The sequence below is a fragment of the Geomicrobium sp. JCM 19055 genome, assembly GCF_000698185.1.
GTDB classification, from domain to species: Bacteria; Bacillota; Bacilli; order Bacillales; family Marinococcaceae; genus Geomicrobium_A; species Geomicrobium_A sediminis.
In genome coordinates, this window is record NZ_BAXL01000032.1 from 18,056 (window position 1) to 39,875 (window position 21,820).

Genomic DNA, 21,820 nt, shown 5'->3' on the forward strand with positions numbered 1-21,820 from the left:
GGTTTTTGAATATACGTTGATTGCAGATCCCAATCGAAATACAGACTGTTTATTACATTTATATTGTTCCAAGCTTTGTTTGAATTTATGATGTTTGCATAATTAGATATATAAGACTCTTTTTTTTACATAGTTCTTAATAAAGTGATCCACATCAGTTTGGTTTGGCCAAATATCTTTTAAATATACGGGTTTATTGTTTGAAGAGTAACCGAGGGCATCATGTGAAAGATCAATTTTGACAGTCCCAGCTAAAGCGTAAGCAATAACTAATGGTGGCGATGCTAGATAGTTTGCTTTTACTTGAGGATGGACTCTGCCTTCAAAGTTTCGATTACCAGATAGTACACTTGCAACAGCTAAGTTGTTCCTTTCAATATTTTTGTCTACATCTGTCTTAAGTGGACCTGAATTTCCGATGCAAGTAGCGCATCCATAGCCCGCAATATAGAATCCTAGTGTCTCTAAACCTTCCATCAAACCTGACTTTTCAAGATAATCGGTTACAACCTTAGAGCCAGGAGTTAATGAGGTTTTTACAAAGCTAGGTACAGTTAGACCAAGTTCTACTGCTTTTTTAGCTAGTAATCCAGCTGTAATTAAAACACTTGGATTAGATGTATTTGTGCAACTTGTAATAGCAGCAATAACTATTGATCCGTGGGTAATTTCTTCTTTATTACTAAGTGGATAACTACTCTGAAGTTTTTCTGTGTTAAGCCCATACCCACCTTCAATTAACGGCATTCTTGCTACATTTATAAATGATTGTTCAAGTTGTGAGATTTCAACTCGATCTTGTGGTCTTTTTGGCCCAGCTAAGCTTGGTTGAATTTTTGATAGGTCAATAACAATATTATTGGAATATAAGGGACCTTCTACCTGATCATCATAGAACATATCTTGCGATTTATAATACGTACGAATAATATCAAGCTCTTCTTTGCTCTTCCCAACTAATTCTAAATAATCTATTGTATTATCATCAATTGGAAAGTAACCCATTGTTGCACCGTATTCAGGAGCCATATTTGCGACGGTGGCACGATCAGCCACTGATAAGCTCTTTAAGCCTGGTCCAATGAATTCTACAAATTTCCCACTAACGCCTTTTTTCCTCAAGACATGAGTAATAGTCAATGCTAAATCAGTCGCTGTAGAGCTTTCTGGCAGAGCACCTTCAAGGTATACTCCCACAACTTCTGGTGGTGTTGTATAGACAGGCTCACCTAGAATTGCTGCTTGTGCCTCAATTCCGCCTACTCCCCAAGCAACAATGCCCATTCCATTTATCATAGTTGTATGAGAATCCGTACCCAGAAGTGTATCTGGATACAATATAACCTTGTTATCCTTCTTTTGCTTGACGACAACACTAGAGAGATATTCCATGTTTATTTGATGCATTATACCTGTTGAAGGTGGTATTACATTGAATTTATCAAACGATTGTTGAGCCCAACGAATAAAACGAAATCTTTCGTAGTTCCTTTGGAAATTGATTTGCTCGTTAAGTTGTAGTGAATGTTTATTCCCGTAATGATCAACTGTAACGGAATGATCTACGACTAGGTCAACATTAATCTTAGGATTTACACGTTCTGCTTTAATGTTTAGCTCTCGAGCTTTGTCCCTCATGGCTGCAAGGTCAACAAGTAAAGGCAAGCCAGTTGTGTCATGAAGTAGTATACGTGCAGGCTTAAAAGGGATTTCGCTATGTTGATTACTGGAGCTATTCCAATGTAGTATCGTTTGAAGATGTTCTTCAGTTATATTTTTGTTATCAAAATTTCGAATTGCACTCTCTAAGATTGTTTTTATAGTGTAGGGAAGTTTGTCCACATCTTTGCTATAAGATTTTATGTTAAAGTAATAATATTGAATATTATTCACTATGAAGGAATGTAGATGATTTTGAGTTGACATGGTGACCTCACTCCTTTATTTTTTTTAGCGTACGATCAACCCTTAGGAGGTAATTATCATGAATGAACGCGACTGGGAAATTTTGCATACGTTATATTTGCATAAAAGCATTACCAAAGTTGGTGAAGTTCTATATATATCGCAACCTACATTAACGAAGAGAATAAAAAAACATTGAAAAAGATCTAGGTATTCAAATAGTATTTAGAGGAAACAAAGGTGTTCAATTTACTCAAGAAGGTGAATTTGTCGCAAAAAAAGCGGAATTATTATTACAAACATTTAAAAATGTTCGTGAAGACGCGTTGAACATAAATGACTTTCACCGTGGAACTCTACGTTTGGCAGTTTCAAATTTCTATAGCAAATATAAATTGCCTCCTTTATTAAAAGATTTCAAAGATAAGTATCCAGAAGTTGATTTTTATATTGAAACGGGATACTCTCGAAACGTTTTTCAATCTGTTTATAATAAAAACACTCATACTGGCTTCTTAAGAGGAGAGTATCATTGGCCAGGAGAGAAGCATCTTCTATTTGAGGAAGAATTGTGTGTATTCAGTATGCAAGATCTTGATCTGCAAGATTTACCTCAAATTCCAAGAATTAATTACAAAACCGATCAATTATACAAACAAATGGTTGATAACTGGTGGACCGAACACTATAAAAGCCCACCTTATTATTCAATGTCAGTTGATCAAGGAGACACATGCAAAGAAATGGTTAAAAATGGTCTTGGCTATGCTATTATGCCGAGTGAATTTTTCTCGGAACATGAGTCGGTTGTACGTATTCCGTTATTTAATAACAATAACGAACCTTTAACTCAAAAGACTTGGATGTGTTATTATTCAGAATCACTTAAGTTACAAGTAGTTCAGACTTTTATCAATTTTGTTAAAAGTAGACAATAACCATTAATGTTTTGCTAGAAATTCGCGCAAATAGTTACGAACTTCTTGCTCGTTTCCAGAGATTTTTTTATCTCGCTCAATGTCTTTACTTAATTTGTTACTTGCTTCACTTATTACTTCTTGCTCTCTTTCCCGCGGGATAACTACAACACCATCTTCATCCCCAACAATTAAATCTCCAGGAGAAATCGTAGCACCTCCACAAGAAATTGACACGTTCAGTTCACCAAATCCTCGTTTATGACTTGCTGCAATGGTTGTTCCTAAGCAAAAGACAGGATAATTTAGAGCTCTAATTCCCTCAATATCTCGAATAGTGCCATCGGTTACGATTCCTGCAATTCCTAAGGTTTTTGCTAGACCTACAATGAAGTCACCTGCTATTGCACGATCGCGATTACCTTTCGTATCAATAACTAATACATCTCCTGGTTTAGCTTTTGATATAGCGTCTAGTACAACTAAATTGTCACCAGCAGGCATATTCACTGTAAAAGCTCTACCTATAAGGTGAGTATTAGCATGAATTGGACGAATATCTTTGTCTAAATTTGTGAAGCCATCTAATACATCTGAATAGCAAGTTGTTGGAATTTCATGTATTTCGTAAATTTTTGGCATGATTACTCTCCTATAAATTGAATGATTTTGTGGAAGATTTGTCTTTAATTAGTCTTTTTAATAATGGAAATAATAGTAGTAGAACAGCCATTAATAAAAGGACGACGGATACTGGGCTGGTAAAAAAAGATCATTGGACTACCATCTGAAATCGTTAAGGCTCTGCGTAAATTATTCTCAATCATTGGGCCAAGAATTAAACCCAATACAAAGGGAGCTAGCGGAAAGCCATTTCGTGTTAATAATAATCCAGCTAACCCGCAAAATAGCAAAAGTAGTAAGTTGAACATCGAGAGTTGAACAGCGTAAACGCCAAAAATCCCAAAAGCTATAATTAAAGGTAACAAGTATTTCGCCGGTGTATCAACGATTTTTGCAAATACTCGAATTAAAGGAACGTTTAATATGAGCAACATCACATTACCGATAAACATGCTTGCAATAAGTCCCCATGCAACATCTGGATTCTCTTCAAATAACATTGGTCCAGGTTGGACGTTATACATAACTAATGCACCTAAAAGTACGGCTAATGTACCAGATCCAGGAATACCAAGAGCAAGTAAAGGAATCATGCCACCACCAGTTGATGCACTGTTTGCAGCTTCTGGTGAAGATATTCCTTCTAGTGCCCCTTTTCCAAGCTTATCTTTGTTCTTTGCTGTTTTCTTTTCAACACTATAAGCAAAAAAATGAAGCGATAGTTGATCCAGCACCAGGGAGTACACCAACAATAAACCCAATGATCGAACCTCTTGCTATTGCAGGGCTACTAGTTTTTAAATCTTGTTTACTAGGAATTATACTAGTGATTTTGCCTTTGAAAGATTGTCCTTCTCTGTATTCTAAAATCATGCGAAATACTTCACCGAAAGCAAATAACCCCACAGCAATTGTTAGAAATTCAAAGCCTTGATATAGTTCTGCGAAATCATATGTCATTCGGTTGGTTCCGGATATCGCATCCAAACCGACGGTTGCAACAGCCAGACCGAAGATAGTCATTAAAAAGGATTTTGATATTGATGCACTCGATAAACCTACAACAGCCATTAAACCTAAGAGCATTAGTGAAAAATATTCTGCAGGACCAAAACTTATTGCTAAAGCAGTAAGCGGTTGAACTAATAAGATCAATCCGATTAACGAAATTATACTCCCGCCAAAAGAAGCAATTGCAGTAATTACTAAAGCTATTCCAGCTTTTCCTTGTTTTGCTAGTGGGTAACCATCAAATGTCGTAACAACTGATTGTGAATCTCCTGGTGTGTTAATTAGAATTGAAGTGGTTGAACTTCCGTACATCGCCCCGTAATATACTCCTGCTAACAGGATTATTGCACTTACCGCTGCTTGTTCTGGTGGCATCGCGTTAGTTAATGTCGCACTTACTGGAATAATTAAGGCGACACCACTCATTGGCCTATACCAGGGAGTGTTCCGACAATAGTACCGATTAGTACACCTATAAAAACAAAAAGTAGATTGTACCATTGTAGAGATGTTTGGAATCCATCCATTAAGAGTGTTACTGATTCCACTATAGGCTACCTCCTAACCAAGAAGGGAAGCCTGTTAGTGCACCTTGTAATAAAACGGCATAAACGTAATACACTCCGATAGAAAATGTGGATGCAATGATTACAGAATTGAGAAAACGGCCCCTTTTTAATGTTTGAAAACTAATTAAAAGAAACATGAATGTACTAATAATGTAACCTAGAGTTCTAAGAATACCGCGTACAGTATTGCGGAACTAATGACAATACCTAGTCTAAGGATGTCTGATTTAACCAACTTAGATTGACTACTTTTACTAATAGTTTTATGACGTACATACGATTCTACGAATAGACACACACTACCACCCATTAAAAGCCCCCCCAATGCGAAAGGGAAAGTTCCAGCCCCAACGGCACTACCGTAAGCTGAACTACTCATTTGGCTTCCTTCAAGCAAAAAGAGAAGTCCTATACAAAAGAAAATAGCTGCGCCTATTCCGTCATGTTTAAAACTCATTCTAAATCTCCTCTCAACATATCCAATTCTTCTAGAATGTCTTTAATAATCACCTCCTGTTCCTCAAGAAAGACTTGAAATTCCTTAGAATCCTTATAACCTGGTTGCCAAGCATTTCTATCAAGTTCTTCTTGCCACTCATCAGAGAGTATTACATTCCCAAAAAAGTTATCCCAGTATTCCAGTTGATATTTTGGTACGTCATCACTTGCAAATACCCCGCGATACAGGTTGTAGACAACATCAATGCCTTGTTCTTCATATGTTGGTAAATGACTAAATTCTCCCTCCACTCGTTTGTCAGCAGAGATCCCCAATACACGAATGTCACCTGATCGAATATATTGACTAGCTCCAGAGAGATGAGTTGAGATGACATCAATATTATTGCCAAGTAAACTTGTCATTGCCTCACCACTACCATCAAAAGACACATATCGTACATCGCTTTCTGGTATATCTTGATCGAGTGCAACCATCATTACGTTTAAGTGATCTTGAGAACCTGGAGAAGAACCACCACCTATTGAAATATCTTCTGGGTTGTCTTGCATTTCAATAATGAGCTCATCTAAGGAGGTAATTTCTGATTCCTTATTTACTGCCAGTATGCTGTAGTCAGCATTTATTTGTGCAATAGGCGTTAAGTCTTTGTAAGAGAATGGACTACTTCCTTCCTCGCGCAAATAATTTATTGTTAATGGTAGCGCTGTCATGAAAATGCGATGATCGTCTTTGCTAAAGCGTGTCACGTAGTCTGCTAAACCTACTGCTTGTCCACCTCCTGGACGATTTTGCACTAAAACTGGAAAATCAATTACATTTAACTGATCTACTGTTCTAGAAAATGCACGAGCAGTTGTATCAAGACCACCTCCAGCTCCCATAGGAACTACCGTAGTGACAGGTCTGTTTGGGAATGAAGTGTTGTTTGTGTACTCCATTGGAAGGTATTTGTCTAACGTAGCTGTAAAAATACCGAGTATTAGAAATATTGCAAGTCCGAATAAAGGAAGCTTCATTATCTTACTCCTTTCACATGAAAGCCTTTTCATTGAATAGTGAAAGTATATCTGAATTAGCGCTCAGCTTAAAATACAATCTTTTCATGGATAGCTATAAAAAAAATGAATATAACAATTATTACGAGGTGGTTAACTATACTTATTAAAGAAGTGAAATTAATGATTGTTGGCGTGATTAAATTATAGAGCGTACAAAGTACCTTAATAAACGTTCTCATCCCAGGGAATTCAGTAGAGATTTGGCCACACCTGAAGATTTAGAGGAGTTAAAGCGGTTGATACAAGAATGAGAGTATGAAAATAAAAGTCTTGATTAGATGCTATCGAACAGCAGCTAACCGATCATTGAATGGTCTGAAGCGGAAGTATTATTGAGCTTTTTGAATTTAAGATTTTGTAGTTGGTTGTATTGCCGTTTTTCATGAATTTCATAAAACGACCTACTATTTTGCTTTTTAAGAGCTTTAATCGTAAATTATGATTTTGAGGTAAGGGGAGTTGTAGGAGCTTTATTTTCGCTTTTTTTATTAGCTTGTGTGAGGTAGTGAAGAAAACGATGAATTGGTAAGTACATAAAAAGGGCACACGTCTTGATATGACGTATGCGCTTTTTGTGTCGGGTAATTATTCTGGGATGGTATGTTTTCTGCTTACATAAATCGATATGACCACAGTAACCCACGTTTATAAGACGACTATATGATTTATCAAGTATTCCAAGCCTTAATTCTCAGTATGATAATGCTGAGATCGAATTTTATTATAATATTAAAAATAAAAAAATCAATTTACAGGATTGGTTTTTTTTAAAGATGAACGTGTTGAGTTGTTTTATGGTAAAGACGAACGTTTTTTTTAGATTTTATTTGTGAAGTATTTCACCCAGTAGTAAGAGATGAGAGCAAACAGTGGCGAGAATTATTTAATCAAATTAATACTTTGTTAAAGCATGATGGGTATGAGCTTTATGCTGCTAGTACAATGTCTAACCGAGATGTTTTTAGTTGGAGGTTTTTTTAAGGATGAAGAGAATAGAATATTTCTACCTTTTTCGCAAAGAAACAAAAAAACTCATCAATGATAAAATTATTAAATTAAGTATTAAAAAAATCAACAAGAAGACAGATTTATCAATTGCTAGATAAATCTGAAGAAACTATTTTTAAGACCATATATGGTTGGGACTATGAAGTGAGTATATTTGATGAAGTATATAGTGAGATTAATCAATTTTACTTACCGAAATATTATAATAATGAAAAAAGGTTTGTTGAAGCTGATAATGTTAAAAATTTAATATATAGCTCTCTTCCACAATATACATTTGATGTAATAGAATGTTATGTTAAATTTTCTAATCATGACTTACAAGAACATATAAACACTATTTTTAATTTAAATCAGTAAGATTTTAGAATTAATAATGACGGAAAAATTGAATATCTAAATGAAATAAGAGTTACCTCAGAAATATTGATGTTAGCCCCTGAAGCAGGACTTAAACAATTGTTACAAGAAGCAAAAGTTTACTATGAAAAAAAATGATTTTAATATTGCGGTAGAGAAAATGTGGGATGCGTTTGAAAGACTAAAAACTTATTATTCGCCTTCACTAGATAAAAAGAACTCAGTAAATAAGATAATAGAAATAATAAGCAATAATGATGAAGTATTTAAAGGGTTTTTTGAGAAGGAATTTATTGAATTAACTTATATAGGAAATAACTTTAGAATCCGTCATCATGAAACCACAAAAATTAACATAGAAGATGAAAAGCATTATATGTATCTTTATATGCGATGTTTATCTTTGATTTCCATGTCCTTGAATTATTTAAAAAAAGTAATATATTTTGTTAATAATTTTACAGTAAATATAAGGCGAATGTGCGAAGTGTCCCTCCTTTCAAGGAAGATTGTTATTAAAACAAGCAAACGAACGTGAGCGGATGCCTACGTTCGTTTAATCTTCTAAGAACAACTTTAGTGGTTGTAAAAGTTCATTGGGTTTTGCGTTTGACCGTCAATGATTATTTCAAAATGAAGGTGCGCGCCACTCGATCGTCCAGTATTTCCTAAACTACCAACAACATCGCCTTGCTTTACTGTTGTTCCTACACTAGCTCCTGGTGACTGTAAGTGAAGGTAACGTGTTTCTAAGCCGTTTCCGTGATTCACACGCACATAATGTCCTGCTGCATGGTGATACGCCGATTGGGTAACCGTCCCGCTCTCAATGCTAAAGATCGGTTCTCCCTCTTGACCAGGTGTGCTACCGCCAATGTCCGTCCCGTTATGCATTCGTCCATTACGCATTCCATAGTTGCTTGTTACACGCGTGGAAGTCGTTGGCCAGATGAAGTCGTACTTGCTGCTAATGTCCGCAAACGATCCGTTATACGATTCAAGGTTACTGCCTTGATTACTATTCTCTGAGATTTCATCAAGGTCCCGATCGATCGCATCTTCAAGAGCGTCTTCTAAGATTTTAGCCGACCATTTTTTATAGGGCGTAAATTCGTATTCATCGTATAGATCCGTTAGGTGTTCCCCTAATAACTCATCGGTTTCAAATGTGCCTTGTTCGTCGTTAAACCATTCAATGCGAGAATCCAACGTAGATAAGGCTTGCTGATCTTTACCGAACTCATCGTCATAAGATTCAGAGGCTTTTTCATAAGCCATTTCTTTCTCGCTCAATGCCATATAAAGTGCTTCTAGCTTACGATCATCTTCATGCATGAGGCGAAGCAATTGCCAAGCGTCGGTGACTCTTCACTTAAATGAATCACATAGAGCGGATTCACGGCTTGGTAGAACGGATAAGCCTCTTCTTTCGATTCAGCGTGAATATGCAGGGTAAAGGCATCTAAGTCGTCCCCATACGTCTCCAGGAGGCGTTCCTCCCAGGCTTCCTCTTGCGTGGAGTAGAACATGTAGGCTTCACCACCGCCTAAGACGCGCAAAATCAAGTCGTCTCGTTGATCCAACACTTGGATCTGAAAGTTCCCGACATCGACTTTCGGGACGTCTTCCCTCGTCTCATGGAGTTCACGGTTCACCATCTGTTCCAGTTCTGGCAAAAGCTCTTCATGTGATGATAAGACGTTCACATACGGATTAGCCTGAAGATAGTCATCCACATCCTCAAAGCCGTGGGCGTCTTCATGGGTCAGCACCAACCAATCCAGTTCCAAATGCCCTTCATTAAGCAAGTGTTCCTCCATTTCTTCCATCTGGCCCCCTGGGTTAATCAGGATGCTATGCTTCCGATCGGTAAACAACACCGCTTCGCCTACGTAGTAGACTTGTTGATCACCCCCTTTCTTAGCGGTCTGTAGCTCGTAAGGATCATCGTTCGAGCTTTCGTCCCCGATTACACTTGCGACCGTAAAGGGAGAACTACTCGACCGCTTCCCCTCTTCAGAACAACCGCTTGATACTAGGAAGAGTAAACTTGCTAGTACCCCTACCGTTTGTCGTCTCAACTGACCGTCTCCTCTCTGTCACTATCGATAAGCTCCGCAGTTACTACCTGTAATCGCTAAATGCGTCGTATCCCAGTACCGAAGCGGATCTTGTCTTGCTCCGTTAATGTAGATGTCTAGATGCAAGTGAATGCCGGTGCTACTGCCGGTCGTTCCCATGATGCCAATGAACTGTCCCCGTGTAATGGAATCCCCAACGCTCACCGCGGGGCTACTTGCGAAATGAAGATACCGTGAATCAAAGTCATCGTGTCGAATGCGAACGTAATTGCCCATCGCACTATGGAAGCCACTTTCGGTGACTATGCCGGATTCGATGGCATGAACACGTACACCCGTTTGACCTGGTGTTGGTGCGCCCACATCTAACCCTTCATGGTACGTTGATCCGGTACTGACATTGCGATAGCCAAAACAACTGGTGACACGATTGGATGTCGGTACAGGCCAAAACCAGTTTTCCGAGCCTTCAATCTCGGAAACGACGTCTGGATCGTAAATGTCCGTTCCTGGACCTTCTGGGACGTAGTAGTCTTCAAACATCTCGAGTAACTCCAAAACCCACGTCACGTCGAGGTCTAAGTACACCCCATTGTTTTCAAGGACATCGAAAAACGGTTTCATGTATTCCTCTTCATCGGGACCTTCAACATTCACTTGTTCTTCGGATAAAATTCGTTCGTTACGTCGATTGCTCGACCCTGAGTTAACATGCTGTACGGTGGATTCATAGAAATGGTGATAGCGTCCTTCATACGTATCTGCTGAACTGAGAAGCTTTCGTTCTTCACGTTCTTCCCTGGATTCCCAGGAACAGGTTTCAACGGACTCGCCATCGACCATTTGTGTCCGACACACGCGCTGTTCCCAACGATGAACAACTTCGCTTGTACGCCACGTAAACTTCGGTCGAAGTTGTTCAAAGGTAATATCAGGCCGGGGTGTTATTAGGGAACCGAGTTCTAAGGTTAAATCCCCACCGCCTTCAAAATAATCCGACCAGTCAAAATCATCATCGGCTAAGGCATCATCAAGCGGAACCTCTTCAATCAATCCTTGGTCAATCGCTTGAGCATAGGCTGTTCGAATCGCAACACCACTACCTAACACGTTGTAAGCGTAAGGCCGAGAATTTGGGTAGGAACAACTGTTGCACTCGTAGCGAGTAATCGCTAACCCTGGATTGCTTTGATACCCTACGGAATTTAAATAGTTGGCCGCAGCCGCAACCGCGTCCAGTTCATTGTCAATATCCGCAAACCCTTTACCTTGGGCATCAATCCCTGCGCTCGATAGGTGGCGATGTTGTCCAGGTTGAATAACGCACTGTCATTTAAACGAGAACACCGTGGCGCTGTCCATCCCACCCATGTACACGGCATGAACTGCATCGGCCTCTGGCTCCAACATAAGACTTCGGGCTACTACCATCGCTATTGGAACGTATCCAGTAGTTCGTTTCTTCATAATGGATCGCCGCAAGGTGTTCCCAGGCTACGCCATATCGTGCGGCATTGACTTGATACACCGGAATCATTTCAAGCAAGGGAAATAAATTTACACCACGGCTTCCCCCTCGCCGATTGATCTCTAAATGAGGACGATCCCTCCCCTCCCCAATGACGATGACAAGATCCCCAGTATCAAAGCCAAGACTTTCATCATGAATGAACGGATCGGCACGGACACGGTCAACCGCTGCTAGTACGGGCCACGGCAAGGCATAAGGGAGGGCTTGTTGTCGTTGATCCTCATCTAAACCTTCATCCCATCGATCAGCAATCGTTTCGTATTCGTCATAGATCCCTTCGTAATCATAATCATCACCTTCGTGTGTTTCTTGATCGACCATTGAGGTTCCAAAAAATGCGGTTATGACTTCACCAACATCTACGTTTAAAACGTCAGCATCCTCAACCGCCATTCGAGGCAACGCATACACTAGGGCATACACAGCAAATGCAAGAAGCAATAAGATGAGCAACGTTAGCCACACGGGAGCCGTCCATAACGCTATTTTGGCGAGTACCGCTTTTAAAAAGACGCCTGTCGCAATCATTCCTTTTTTTGAATAAAAACAGTAGCGCTTGTTTGCCAAGCTTAGACATCACCCGCCCCGCTTGTTTTGAGGCGAATTGCGTGCCGACTTTCGCAACACGGTTGATCTGTCGTAAGAGCGGATCTTGGTTTTGTTGGTTGTTTTGATGGCTCAAGCGCTCCCCCTTTCCACGCAAAAAGAAGCCGAGCCGTGATGGCCAGACTTCAATTACTCTAATTTGTTGCCTGAGTTGGCGTCACCAACCTGACGGGAGGCGCGAGGCGCATAATCCGTCGCTTGTTTTTGACTCCTATACGTTTGATCAAATTGCTCAAGTTCTTTGCCATAGGCATTCATGCCAGGCGTATCGTTCGAGCGTACCGCTTGTTCGTACTTCGATCGGGTATCCTGTATCGCAGGTTCGTTTAACGACTGGAATCGGGAGCTTAAATGGTTCCCCGTATTCGTATGCAGTTGCGTTGCTGTATTCGCCACACTCGACGCCACGTTCCGTCCTTGATGATCACTGTCTGGAATCTGACTCGCATGAGCCGTTGCAGCTTGTGCGTGATCACTCGCACGTACATGGTGAGCAAGCGCCGTTTGAGGCGTATTGTACGATTGATTTCGTACTTGATCTTGCACGCCGTCGGCTAGTTCCGTGTTGGTATGAGCCAACGAGACGGACGTTTGAGCATCCCCGTAATGGGCGTCCCCTGGACTCACTTGTTGGGCATAGTCCTGGCTAAGGAGACGCCTTCATTGGCAGACTCCATGAGGCCAGTTGGTGTTGAAAGAGATGAACCGGACTCTGTCGTTCCTCCTTGATTCACAAACTCATCAATCTCGCCCGCAATAGCATTCATTCGTTCTGGATCACCTGCTTGTTGAGCAGAAAGATAGTCATTCATGAGCGCTTGTCCTTGATCAGAGTTCAGTGCCGGGTGCAGATCTTGAAGTTGATTCATGCTCTTTCCAAGAACGGCTTGAGCGTTTTGTGCCGTTTGATTGGCTGCCGCCCACGCTTTCGGATCGACATTACGATCGATATTTGAAAGAGCCTTTTGCGCGGCTTGATGGTTTTGACTGGCTTCTCCAAGCTGTTTCACGGACTCAGACGCCGATGGCTTCTGGCTTTGATTTTGATGGAGTTGGCTCGCTAAGTCGGTACTCTTTTGAGCCATCGCAAGGTTTTGAGAAGCAAATCCATGCGCCATTGGGAAGCGGTTGCCATCAACCCATTGAGCAAGTCTTGGGCGCTTTTCTCGCCATTGGTTAAGCTGTTTTGGAACTTGTCATCGGACGATTGCGGGAGTTTGCCCGCGTCTTGGGCTTGATCCAAGGCATTCACCGAAGGTGTTCCACCTTGACCCTCTGACCCCTCATACAGTCCTTCTTCCATGAGTCCAGATTGATCGTATTGCTTCATGAGTTCCGTGGCTCGTTTGGCACGGTCTGCCATCGATCCGGCATTATTCGCGGCTTTGTTTCCGGCAAGGGCGCCGACTGCACCCCCAATCGCAGGATTTCCCGTCATCATTGCACTTACGGTTCCACCCGTCGCAATTCCCGCGCCAATGGCAGCCCCTCGACCGATTTGCTTTCCGCGTTGAGCGGCCATCGTTCCTAGTCCACCCATGACGGCTTTGCCGGACGGCCAACGAGAGGAAGATTTGGCATCCATGGCTTGGGCCAATCCACTTCCTGTAGGAACTTGTTGAAGGCCTCCACTCGTTCGAGGGGAGACACTTGGCGTTGGTGCAGGACCATTTGATGGTGTTGGAGATGACACACGTCCTCGTCCCCCACCACCTTTACCACTCATCTGTCCTAACATGCGACCCATGTTTGCGACCGCAGCGACGCCAAACATCGCACCCATGTTGCCCATCACACTGTTTGAACCTGTCGGTACGCCTGAGAATGCGCCAATGAACCGTTGGAATAAGGTGGCCACTACAGGGAGTGCAAAAAGACATGCAGCTAATACCCAAAACGAGAGGTTACCCACACCCATTTGATCTCGGATAATGAAGAACAAGACCAGTGTAAAGGCATGAGCGGCTTGCATAAACACATTGGAGATAAACTCATGCATCCAAATCGTCATCGCTTCTCGTCGTACAGGAGAAATCATGCTTAATAGAACGATCGGAAAGGTGATAAATAACACACTTAACATAATCATGCGTAACGCATATTGGTAGTTCAACACAAAGGTCATAAAGAAGGCGAGAAAGACGAGAAACGCCAATCCCAATGATTGATCGCAAAGATATCCGAATTGCCCCAGATGGAGTATAGGAAGCTTGTAATCACCACATCGTTCTCTAGACCGATAATGTACATCAAATCGATGATAAAATAATTAATCGCAAACGTGATTTCAAAGAGGATCGGCGCAAATTGCACCCCGACAAAGAAAATCATCAAGCCAAACATGGTTTTCTTTAAATCGTTCATGCGCTCAGAGTTCAGTCGGCTAAAGTAGAGTTTAACGCCATAGAATGTTAGAAGTAACACAATCGGCACATACAGCACCGATGCAATGGTGTTATAGATGTTTTGAAGCACCCCGAAATAATCCGGCGCAAACACCCCATACGCATACTCGCTTCGTGACCCAAACCCGGCTTGATGACTTCCATCACGTCCGGGGATCATCTCGTTAAACTCTTCTTCAATCATAGATCCGGCAATGTCACTTCGTTGAAAGACCAGGAACGTGATGTCAGAGGCCCCAAAAAGTTGATACCACATTTGCGGGACAATCATGACAATGTTTGCGCCGGCCCGTTCAAGGAATGTAGGCTTTTCAATGTCGTCTGTCCCGTCATTCAAGGTCGCAATGATCTCATCATTGATAAATAGATGTGTTCCCGTTTCTTTGTCCTCATCGGTTTCATCTTCATCCGCAAAAGCGGGCGTAATCATGACTCCTGTTATAAGAACGAGAACAGCAAGGAAGCTAAGGAACAATCGTTTCAACACGTGTCCCCCTTTCAGGCATAATAAAAACCCATGTGCCATAACGATTACGAAGCACTCGGGTTTGGTTTTCGTTTTCGTGGTGGGTCCGTCTGGAACAACTGGAATTCCTTTGGTGTGGCGCGTACTTTGACGATGGACGATTCATTGTCGATACGGATGATCCCTAACCCTTTTTCAGCGGTATACAAGAGGAATTGAGCCTCCCCTTCACTCAAATCAAAGCTATTCTTTACGGAATCAATATCAATCGCTTCTTGCTTTAAAAAGATTTTAGTGGAGCTATTCTTCAAGATGCCTAGCCCTTGATCAACACGTGTAAAGACTTCAAAGCCCTGGGTAATGGCACACATGGACGTATTAAAGAATCGCATCGTTCGATACTGGTTTTCGAGCCATGAGGCGGTTTCTGGATCTTCCATTGCCTCTTGCGCTTCGTCAAAGATTAATCGTTTCGGAATGTGACGATTCTTTCGCGCAAACTTGGCCGACAACCACTTCGTCGCAATAAACATCCCAATCTTTTTCATTTGTTCATCCAACCCCGAAAGACCAAACCCAAAGATGGGCGCACGACTCAAGTTAAAGGTGGACGATTGCGTATCAAAAATGGAACTGACTTCACTGCCTCCGTTTCTCGTATAAATAAAAATGACTTCTGCGATCGTTTGAGCTTCTTTATTGCTCGTTTTGGCTCGTAACGCTTCGTAAAAGTCACTCAGTTGAGGCATTTTCTTATAAGGTGTCGTTAAATTCATGTCTTGGCCGTTCTCCAAGGCGCCCTCGCTATTTGCTTTGGCCGCATCGTAATCGTAAATGCTGTTTGGATCACGGGTAATGCCGCGATCGGTATACAACTGACGAATGGTTTGGTCAATCATCGCCCGAGCGGTAGCGGTCAAAATCGAGCTATTCTCCGGCTCATTGACTCGAATCATTCGAAAAATGAGTGCTTTTGCGCCCTGGACACCTTCATCAATGTTCACGTACAACTGTCCTTCTCGTTCTGGATCCGTATGTTCTTCGATGTCGACATCAAAGATGTTAATCCGATGCCCAGTAGGACTTGAGAGATCAAAATAAGGGCATCCCATCGCTTTGATGAAACGCCGATAATCCCCTTTAGGATCAACGATTCCCGTTTTTAAGCCGATGTGTGCGGAGCGATGTGTTAAGACTTCCGTCGTAAACGTCTTCCCTGCCCCAGATCGACCAAAAATAATCATGTTGTAGTTCTCCATGTCTTTATGGAAGTTATCAAAGTAGAGTGGACGTCCTAAATGATCGTCACCTAGCACGATACCGCCATTGTGGCTTAACGTGCCATTCCCAAAGAGAAAGAGATCCGCGACATTTGTCGTCTCTAACGCCATGCAATGTTCTTTGATAAACGGGTTAGCCGTAAACGGCAGCATGTTTTTTAACGCCTTCAGTTGTCTACCGTCCGGCGTCCCCATCATCATGTCGTTGTTTAAGACGTTTCGGTTCATGGTGTTGGTATAGCGGTTTAAGTCGTCAATGTCATTGGAACTTGTAAGGACCTGGATACTCACTTCAATATTGCTTTCAATCTTTTGACGGATTCGTTCCCGTTTGCTCATCGTGTCTCGTAAGGCTTCGGTGACGTCCATCGTCCGGCCAGAATCCGCATCGTTCATCATTAAATCCGATTCTTGGCCACGAATCTTGCGATTGAGCTTGTCGAGTGTGGCACGGTCATCCAACTTTTTAAGGTGAATACAAATGTCTGTATCCCCTTTGCCAAATTCGCCAATTAGGAACGGATCGAGCATTGTCGCATTGCTGTATTTCCCAAACTTCTGAATGTATTGCGATGTAAAGTAACGTCGGTGACGTGATTGGGTTCCCACTTCGACATAATAGTTGTTAAATGTGGCTTTGCTTTGGTCAAGCGTATCAATCTGATCCCTCGGTAACGTTTCAATGAGTGTTGAGGGAACCAAGAGTTCCAAAGCTTCTTCAAAATCTTTCGCCTCTTGCTCAACGACTTGTGCGACTTTCTTTTTATGCTTCTTATGTTTGCGTTTAAACATGGGACTCCTCCTTCCTACGACGTTGTGACCTCATTATGAGGGGAATACGTCTTGAAATTGGCACCTTGAGACGGCGTTACGCTAATTTTATTCTCATCAAAAACCCCGGCTTTGCGTAAATTCACCAGGTTCACTTCGGCCGATACCTCCCGATTGAAGAACTGATACACAAATTGATAAATGCCTTCTTTGTTTAAGCGTAGAAGGCGACAGCCCATCTTGGAAAACTCCCCATGGGCAATGTTTACGATTTCATCCAATCGCCCTTGGGCATCTTCGTACGCTTCTTCTCCGGTAATCCCGGTGGCGTTCCCCACCTTTCCAATCGCCGCATCCAATTGGTAATGACCGGTACGCATTTGGTTTTCATTTTCCACTTGTTCCGGATTAACACGACAAATGATGTAGTACTTGTTTTCGCGTGTTTTTCGATCTGAAAAACTTTCCAAAAACTGCGCCACGTCTTCTCCGGATGCGATGAGTTCTGGCGTTAGATCGACATCGCGTTCATGGGAATTGACTTGATCGCGGTACGCCTCGACATACGGCTTCATATCAATGTACAACGACTGTGAATACAACGAAGCCTGTAAGCCATACGGGACTTTATGGACAAAAGAGCGATGGGCATACCAAATGGCATTGTTTTCCTCATCGGTATTTAGCGTAGAGGTTGTCGCACCAACTTCCATCATGCAAGCAAACGTGTGATCTTTTAGTTGGATAATTCCGTTGTCGTAGATGTGATCCACGTCGCCCGTTAAGAACTCCAATAACGTTTGTCCTTCTTCTGGTGGTACGGTTTGATCATCTTGTTTCTCGCTCTTAGACGCTTTCCAATAAAGAAAGCCAAGGAATGCGAATACAAGCAGCATGAGGATCATGCCCATTACTACTCTTCCTCCTTCTTTGGAAACGGACGAAAGCTATAAAAGGAACGTTGCCGTTGGCGTAATTGGAACTTTACGAATAGATCCTTGGCCAAGGTCAAGTTTGTCTTCGGGTTTTGAAAATACCCGCACAACAAGCAAACGAGTAGCGGGAGAACGAGATGGGTTCGTTCAAACACCACATGATCAATCGGCAAAGACGGGAATACCTGAAACAACAGGTATCCCAAGAAAATGCCTAGCGCAATCCATAGCAACTCACGGGCGGAAAGATTCCAAAGCCACCGTTCTTTAAAGTCCGTTTCATACGTAATTTTGTGGTTTTCACCATAAGCCATGAAACCACCATCCTTTCATTTACAATCGGCCAAAGACGCCGACCATCCAATTGACGAGCATGGGGGCTTGAAAGGTGATCAACGTGGCAATAAGAATCGTCCACATCCACACTTTTACATCCCCCAATTGCCCGTCTTTGACGAGAATTTCAAAAGCGACATAGCCTAAGAGCAGCACAGCCGTCACCCCACCGATAATTCGCAAGGTAGACACTAACGTTGCCGTTAAATCATGAATACCGCCACGTAGTTCAGACATGGAGTTAATCACTTTAAATCCTTCACTGGCCTGAATGACTTCAGGACGGAAAACGAACAGTATAGCTATGAGAATGAATCCAATGGTTGTCGCTCTTTTTGTGGCCACCATTGCCTTATGAGAAGACACCGACAAGGAAGTTGACAATCGTGTGTCCTTGAAAAGCAAAGGCGAAAGCGAATAACGCAGCCGCAATCCACCCTTTCATGTCAGAGAGGCGCTTGGAACTTTGGCTAGAAAAGAAGACAAAGCCTAAGTAGGCGGTTAAAGCGACCGCAAAGACGCCGAAAAAGATTTGTAAGGTATTGAGAATCGTGCCTCCCCACCCTCGCGCAGCGTCATTCAACGCGTTCACATTGCCCTCAACACGAATGGACGCATAGCCTGTTTGTGTGGTCATAATCGCCATAAAGATAATGGCAACCACCATTGCGGTAATACCGAGTATCCATTTCTTCTTGATTGATCCATTTGGGACGTTTGTGTCGACATGTCATCGACCTCCTGTTACATAAAATAGTGGTGCAGTAATCCTAGATTTAGAACGAGTAACCCCAAGGCGACCAGGGGTTCAGAAAAACTCACCTCCCTCGGCGTGAAGTTTGAGCTGTCACCACAAATTGAAAGCGACGCTTTAGAAACGGGTAAAAGAGTGGCACACCGGAGTCAAAGCAGTAATCACCTAGAACATGCGATAAGACACCGATGGGCAGACCTAAGACCACGTAAAAGGGCAGCGGAAATAGTACCCAAATAACAAGACTTAGAACAAACGAGATCCCGACAAACATCAACGAATGGGTCCAGGTACGATGGCCAAATAGCCAATACAACGGATAACTCAGCAAGAAAAACGGAAATCGTCGACCGAGTTTGGACTTTGGAGTGTCCAAATCAGGCAATAAGGAACCAAAAAGTAAGAAAAAGAAAAAGACAATAATATGTTCAAGTTGGCCATTGATTAGACCAAACAGATTTAGTCCCGTCATCGTGAGTAATCCAAATAACACCCCGGTTAATTGGTGCGTCGGTGCAGTCATCGCGACCTCCTTAATAAAAATGACATCCTAAAAAGCCCATTTCGACATGTTTTGTCAGAAAATGTGGTTTGAAACAAGGGTGAAACAGGGTATAATAATGTACACAAATACGACAAAGAAGCGTATTTGAATAAGGGTCAGGGATTGTTCCCGAACCACTTGTTTTATTGCCTATGTTTGGACTGCAATCCGAACAGTGTGGCAATACCCGAAGCCAACTCTCCTGCAAGAGAGTAGGTCCGGGATTTTAGAGTCTTAGCTGTTGTTCTCGCAAAAGTTTCACAGCTAAGTGAGGTGACGTCTGGTTCTTTATTGAATCGGACGTCTATTTTAGTTTGGCCAAGATTATCGCCTCGGATATAAACATACGAGTCATCTTCATTGATCGTTTCACCTCCAAATTTGGTATACAGTCCGTGAAAGCGTTTGGCAAGCCTTGTAATTCTGGATGTCCAGTGAGGGCGTGCTACCCAATCTTCATAGTCATCTTTCGTTAACAGATCGTTCGTAATCCTTGTATCGCCTCGTTCAACGGCCTCCTGCAAGAGTACCATCTGATCGTGAATCTCCTTCTCTTCTAACAACCATTCATAAGGATTTACGTTTTCTTTTTGATGAAGCCGTCGCTCTAGTTCTTCTTCTACAATCGTTCGCTCTTCTTGACTGAGAACACGTTGATTCAATGTTTTCAAGAGTTCTGAAATTTCCTGTCGTTTCGCTTTTTGTCTCATTCGTTCTTCTGATGAGAGCTTTACTGTCATAGTTACAATGTAATGACTGATATGGTATTTCAGTCTTTCCAAGAAGCTCAGTACTTCGTTTTTCGGTATGGTGTACTCATGCATGATTTGTGATGCTGTTGTGATATGAGTATTCATGTATTGGTAGAATACACCAGGCATTTTCTCGTACTCGCCATCTAACTCCACATAAACGTATTGATCATTGGTTTGTTTACGTTGCATTGTCCGTTTTCCGTTCAGGTAATACCGATGACTGTCATCCGTCACGTAAAATTGTCGAACCATTTTTTTGTATCTCTGGGAACAGAGGCAAAGAACGATGAAACTGAACTAATGTATCGGACGGATTAGCACTAGAAAAGACGAAAATACTCACGATGACTACCCCTTTCAATTCTCGATTTATTTATAATTCGTGTTCAATGGCTTTATTTAGTTGGTTTATATCGAATGGGTCATCGACTTTGCGGTTATTCACGAACACGGTCGGTGTGCGATCGATGGCAAAGGCTTCTGCAAGAAGTGCATCTTGTTCCAAGTCTCCAAACAATCGTTGATTAGAAAGATCATCTTCGAAGGCCTCTGTATCAATCGTTTCCATCGATTCAATAAGGACAATTAGACGTTCTTCTGTTAATGGTTCTTGAGAGTGGTGGATGGTTTGGAATAAGGCTTCATGCATGTCCCAATACTTTTCAGGCGATTGATCATACACCGAACGTGACGCATAGCCGGCAAGCAAGGATTCTTGACCGAATAACATTAAGTTCACCCATTGAAATTGAACTTGGCCACTTTCAATGTAAGGTTCTAATGCAGGCATAATGTCCGACTGAAAGGTGTAGCAAGCGGGGCACATGTAATCACCAAATTCTGTAACCGTAATCGGTGCAGAGGGTGATCCTCTCATCGGATTATTGATTCCGACAGGACGTTCGTCGTAAGTCGTACCTGTAACGGTTTGGGCATTCACATAGAACACACCGCCAATGATCGACGCAACAAGAACGACAAGAATTGTTAATACGGTTAACTTTTTCGTCATGATTTCTGATCCTTGTGAAGTTTAGACGTATAGATTTGACTTGGACGTCGCTTGGAATAAACAGCTTTAGGATCTTGAGGTGATTCGAACAAATGGTTCAAAAAGTCATATTCTTCCCCACCTACAATTCTTCGTTGATACTTATATTGTTTTTGATTCATCTGACTACCCAAAGCTAGATTACCTCCTTGAGAATCCCGAGTTTACGGGCTAATTCTGGATTACTTTCAATATCGTTAACCGTGCGTTGAAGTAAAGTTTTTCGATGTTCTTTGATCGCAGTTTGTATGACTTGATCATCTGTGAGTGCAGGATTGAATTTGCGAATTGTAATCATTTTTTTGAAAGATTCGACGAATAGACTCTGGTTGAAAATCGGATTCATTACTAAGTTTTGCTGCACCGTAACGTTCTCCCAATTGCTTTAAC

At 41.9% G+C, this 21,820-nt stretch carries 24 protein-coding genes and 2 pseudogenes; 4 read left to right on the forward strand and 22 right to left on the reverse strand.

Annotation, left to right across the window (positions count from 1 at the left end):
* Positions 1 to 102: 102 nt before the first annotated feature.
* Positions 103 to 1,926 carry an aconitate hydratase AcnA gene (gene acnA, locus JCM19055_RS20880; RefSeq protein WP_370543258.1) on the reverse strand — a complete coding sequence of 608 codons (1,824 nt, stop codon included), beginning with the start codon at positions 1,924 to 1,926 and terminating at the stop codon, positions 103 to 105.
* Between the two features lie 58 nt (positions 1,927 to 1,984).
* Between acnA and JCM19055_RS32430 the strand changes: the two genes are divergently transcribed.
* A complete protein-coding gene (locus JCM19055_RS32430) occupies positions 1,985 to 2,104 on the forward strand; it encodes a LysR family transcriptional regulator (RefSeq protein WP_370543259.1) in 120 nt (39 codons plus the stop codon).
* Between the two features lie 127 nt (positions 2,105 to 2,231).
* Positions 2,232 to 2,843, forward strand: a complete 612-nt coding sequence (locus JCM19055_RS20885) for a substrate-binding domain-containing protein (protein ID WP_265182433.1) — start codon at positions 2,232 to 2,234, stop codon at positions 2,841 to 2,843.
* A 3-nt stretch (positions 2,844 to 2,846) separates the two neighbouring features.
* On the opposite strand, the gene JCM19055_RS20890 is transcribed toward JCM19055_RS20885, so the two are convergent.
* From JCM19055_RS20890 to JCM19055_RS20905, 4 genes and pseudogenes are all read right to left on the reverse strand, one after another.
* Positions 2,847 to 3,464 carry an RraA family protein gene (locus JCM19055_RS20890; protein WP_042361169.1) on the reverse strand — a complete coding sequence of 206 codons (618 nt, stop codon included), beginning with the start codon at positions 3,462 to 3,464 and terminating at the stop codon, positions 2,847 to 2,849.
* 10 nt (positions 3,465 to 3,474) lie between these two features.
* A pseudogene (locus JCM19055_RS20895) lies at positions 3,475 to 5,005 on the reverse strand (tripartite tricarboxylate transporter permease).
* 178 nt (positions 5,006 to 5,183) lie between these two features.
* Positions 5,184 to 5,483 (reverse strand): tripartite tricarboxylate transporter TctB family protein, encoded by a 300-nt coding sequence (locus tag JCM19055_RS32435; protein ID WP_052366629.1) that lies wholly within the window; start codon positions 5,481 to 5,483, stop codon positions 5,184 to 5,186.
* Positions 5,480 to 6,505 (reverse strand): tripartite tricarboxylate transporter substrate binding protein, encoded by a 1,026-nt coding sequence (locus JCM19055_RS20905; protein WP_052366630.1) that lies wholly within the window; start codon positions 6,503 to 6,505, stop codon positions 5,480 to 5,482. The genes JCM19055_RS32435 and JCM19055_RS20905 overlap by 4 nt, the downstream gene beginning before the upstream one ends.
* A gap of 864 nt (positions 6,506 to 7,369) precedes the next feature.
* Here JCM19055_RS20905 and JCM19055_RS32440 point away from each other — a divergent pair.
* Positions 7,370 to 7,528 (forward strand): annotated as a pseudogene (locus tag JCM19055_RS32440) (hypothetical protein); the annotation flags it as partial.
* Between the two features lie 511 nt (positions 7,529 to 8,039).
* Positions 8,040 to 8,453 carry a hypothetical protein gene (locus JCM19055_RS24910; protein WP_052366632.1) on the forward strand — a complete coding sequence of 138 codons (414 nt, stop codon included), beginning with the start codon at positions 8,040 to 8,042 and terminating at the stop codon, positions 8,451 to 8,453.
* A gap of 38 nt (positions 8,454 to 8,491) precedes the next feature.
* On the opposite strand, the gene JCM19055_RS24915 is transcribed toward JCM19055_RS24910, so the two are convergent.
* The 17 genes from JCM19055_RS24915 to JCM19055_RS27755 all read right to left on the reverse strand — a co-directional run bounded on the left by JCM19055_RS24915 (position 8,492) and on the right by JCM19055_RS27755 (position 21,564).
* Positions 8,492 to 9,250, reverse strand: a complete 759-nt coding sequence (locus tag JCM19055_RS24915) for a M23 family metallopeptidase (protein WP_052366633.1) — start codon at positions 9,248 to 9,250, stop codon at positions 8,492 to 8,494.
* A complete protein-coding gene (locus tag JCM19055_RS20920) occupies positions 9,226 to 9,996 on the reverse strand; it encodes a hypothetical protein (RefSeq protein ID WP_042361171.1) in 771 nt (256 codons plus the stop codon). The genes JCM19055_RS24915 and JCM19055_RS20920 overlap by 25 nt, the downstream gene beginning before the upstream one ends.
* Before the next feature lie 21 nt (positions 9,997 to 10,017).
* A complete protein-coding gene (locus JCM19055_RS20925; protein WP_042361173.1) occupies positions 10,018 to 11,106 on the reverse strand; it encodes a M23 family metallopeptidase in 1,089 nt (362 codons plus the stop codon).
* A 223-nt stretch (positions 11,107 to 11,329) separates the two neighbouring features.
* A complete protein-coding gene (locus JCM19055_RS20930; protein ID WP_042361175.1) occupies positions 11,330 to 12,094 on the reverse strand; it encodes a hypothetical protein in 765 nt (254 codons plus the stop codon).
* 168 nt (positions 12,095 to 12,262) lie between these two features.
* Positions 12,263 to 12,760, reverse strand: a complete 498-nt coding sequence (locus JCM19055_RS20935; protein ID WP_042361177.1) for a hypothetical protein — start codon at positions 12,758 to 12,760, stop codon at positions 12,263 to 12,265.
* Positions 12,757 to 13,218 carry a hypothetical protein gene (locus JCM19055_RS20940; protein ID WP_042361179.1) on the reverse strand — a complete coding sequence of 154 codons (462 nt, stop codon included), beginning with the start codon at positions 13,216 to 13,218 and terminating at the stop codon, positions 12,757 to 12,759. The genes JCM19055_RS20935 and JCM19055_RS20940 overlap by 4 nt, the downstream gene beginning before the upstream one ends.
* Entirely contained in the window at positions 13,194 to 14,249 is a 1,056-nt protein-coding gene (locus tag JCM19055_RS20945; protein WP_265182434.1) for a hypothetical protein, read from the reverse strand. Before JCM19055_RS20945 ends, JCM19055_RS20940 begins: the two co-directional genes overlap by 25 nt.
* 5 nt (positions 14,250 to 14,254) lie before the next feature.
* Positions 14,255 to 15,022: a hypothetical protein gene (locus JCM19055_RS20950; protein ID WP_042361182.1), complete on the reverse strand. Its 768-nt coding sequence runs from the start codon at positions 15,020 to 15,022 to the stop codon at positions 14,255 to 14,257.
* 47 nt (positions 15,023 to 15,069) lie between these two features.
* On the reverse strand, positions 15,070 to 17,076 hold the full coding sequence (locus JCM19055_RS20955) for a VirB4 family type IV secretion system protein (RefSeq protein ID WP_042361183.1): 2,007 nt from the start codon (positions 17,074 to 17,076) through the stop codon (positions 15,070 to 15,072).
* A gap of 14 nt (positions 17,077 to 17,090) precedes the next feature.
* Positions 17,091 to 17,966 (reverse strand): hypothetical protein, encoded by an 876-nt coding sequence (locus JCM19055_RS20960; protein ID WP_042361185.1) that lies wholly within the window; start codon positions 17,964 to 17,966, stop codon positions 17,091 to 17,093.
* A gap of 2 nt (positions 17,967 to 17,968) precedes the next feature.
* Positions 17,969 to 18,304, reverse strand: coding sequence for a hypothetical protein (locus JCM19055_RS20965; RefSeq protein WP_042361186.1), 336 nt, complete (start codon positions 18,302 to 18,304; stop codon positions 17,969 to 17,971).
* Positions 18,305 to 18,323: 19 nt separating this feature from the next.
* On the reverse strand, positions 18,324 to 18,671 hold the full coding sequence (locus JCM19055_RS20970; protein WP_265182435.1) for a hypothetical protein: 348 nt from the start codon (positions 18,669 to 18,671) through the stop codon (positions 18,324 to 18,326).
* 7 nt (positions 18,672 to 18,678) lie between these two features.
* Positions 18,679 to 18,993 (reverse strand): hypothetical protein, encoded by a 315-nt coding sequence (locus tag JCM19055_RS20975; RefSeq protein ID WP_042361189.1) that lies wholly within the window; start codon positions 18,991 to 18,993, stop codon positions 18,679 to 18,681.
* Positions 18,994 to 19,144: 151 nt separating this feature from the next.
* Positions 19,145 to 19,603 carry a metal-dependent hydrolase gene (locus tag JCM19055_RS20980; RefSeq protein ID WP_052366634.1) on the reverse strand — a complete coding sequence of 153 codons (459 nt, stop codon included), beginning with the start codon at positions 19,601 to 19,603 and terminating at the stop codon, positions 19,145 to 19,147.
* Positions 19,604 to 19,767: 164 nt separating this feature from the next.
* On the reverse strand, positions 19,768 to 20,631 hold the full coding sequence (locus JCM19055_RS20985) for a hypothetical protein (RefSeq protein ID WP_152550013.1): 864 nt from the start codon (positions 20,629 to 20,631) through the stop codon (positions 19,768 to 19,770).
* Between the two features lie 121 nt (positions 20,632 to 20,752).
* Positions 20,753 to 21,391, reverse strand: a complete 639-nt coding sequence (locus tag JCM19055_RS20990) for a thioredoxin domain-containing protein (protein ID WP_042361191.1) — start codon at positions 21,389 to 21,391, stop codon at positions 20,753 to 20,755.
* The gene (locus JCM19055_RS27755; RefSeq protein WP_193745536.1) at positions 21,388 to 21,564 is read right to left on the reverse strand and encodes a hypothetical protein; all 177 of its coding nucleotides are present in this window, start codon (positions 21,562 to 21,564) and stop codon (positions 21,388 to 21,390) included. Before JCM19055_RS27755 ends, JCM19055_RS20990 begins: the two co-directional genes overlap by 4 nt.
* Between the last annotated feature and the right edge of the window lie 256 nt (positions 21,565 to 21,820).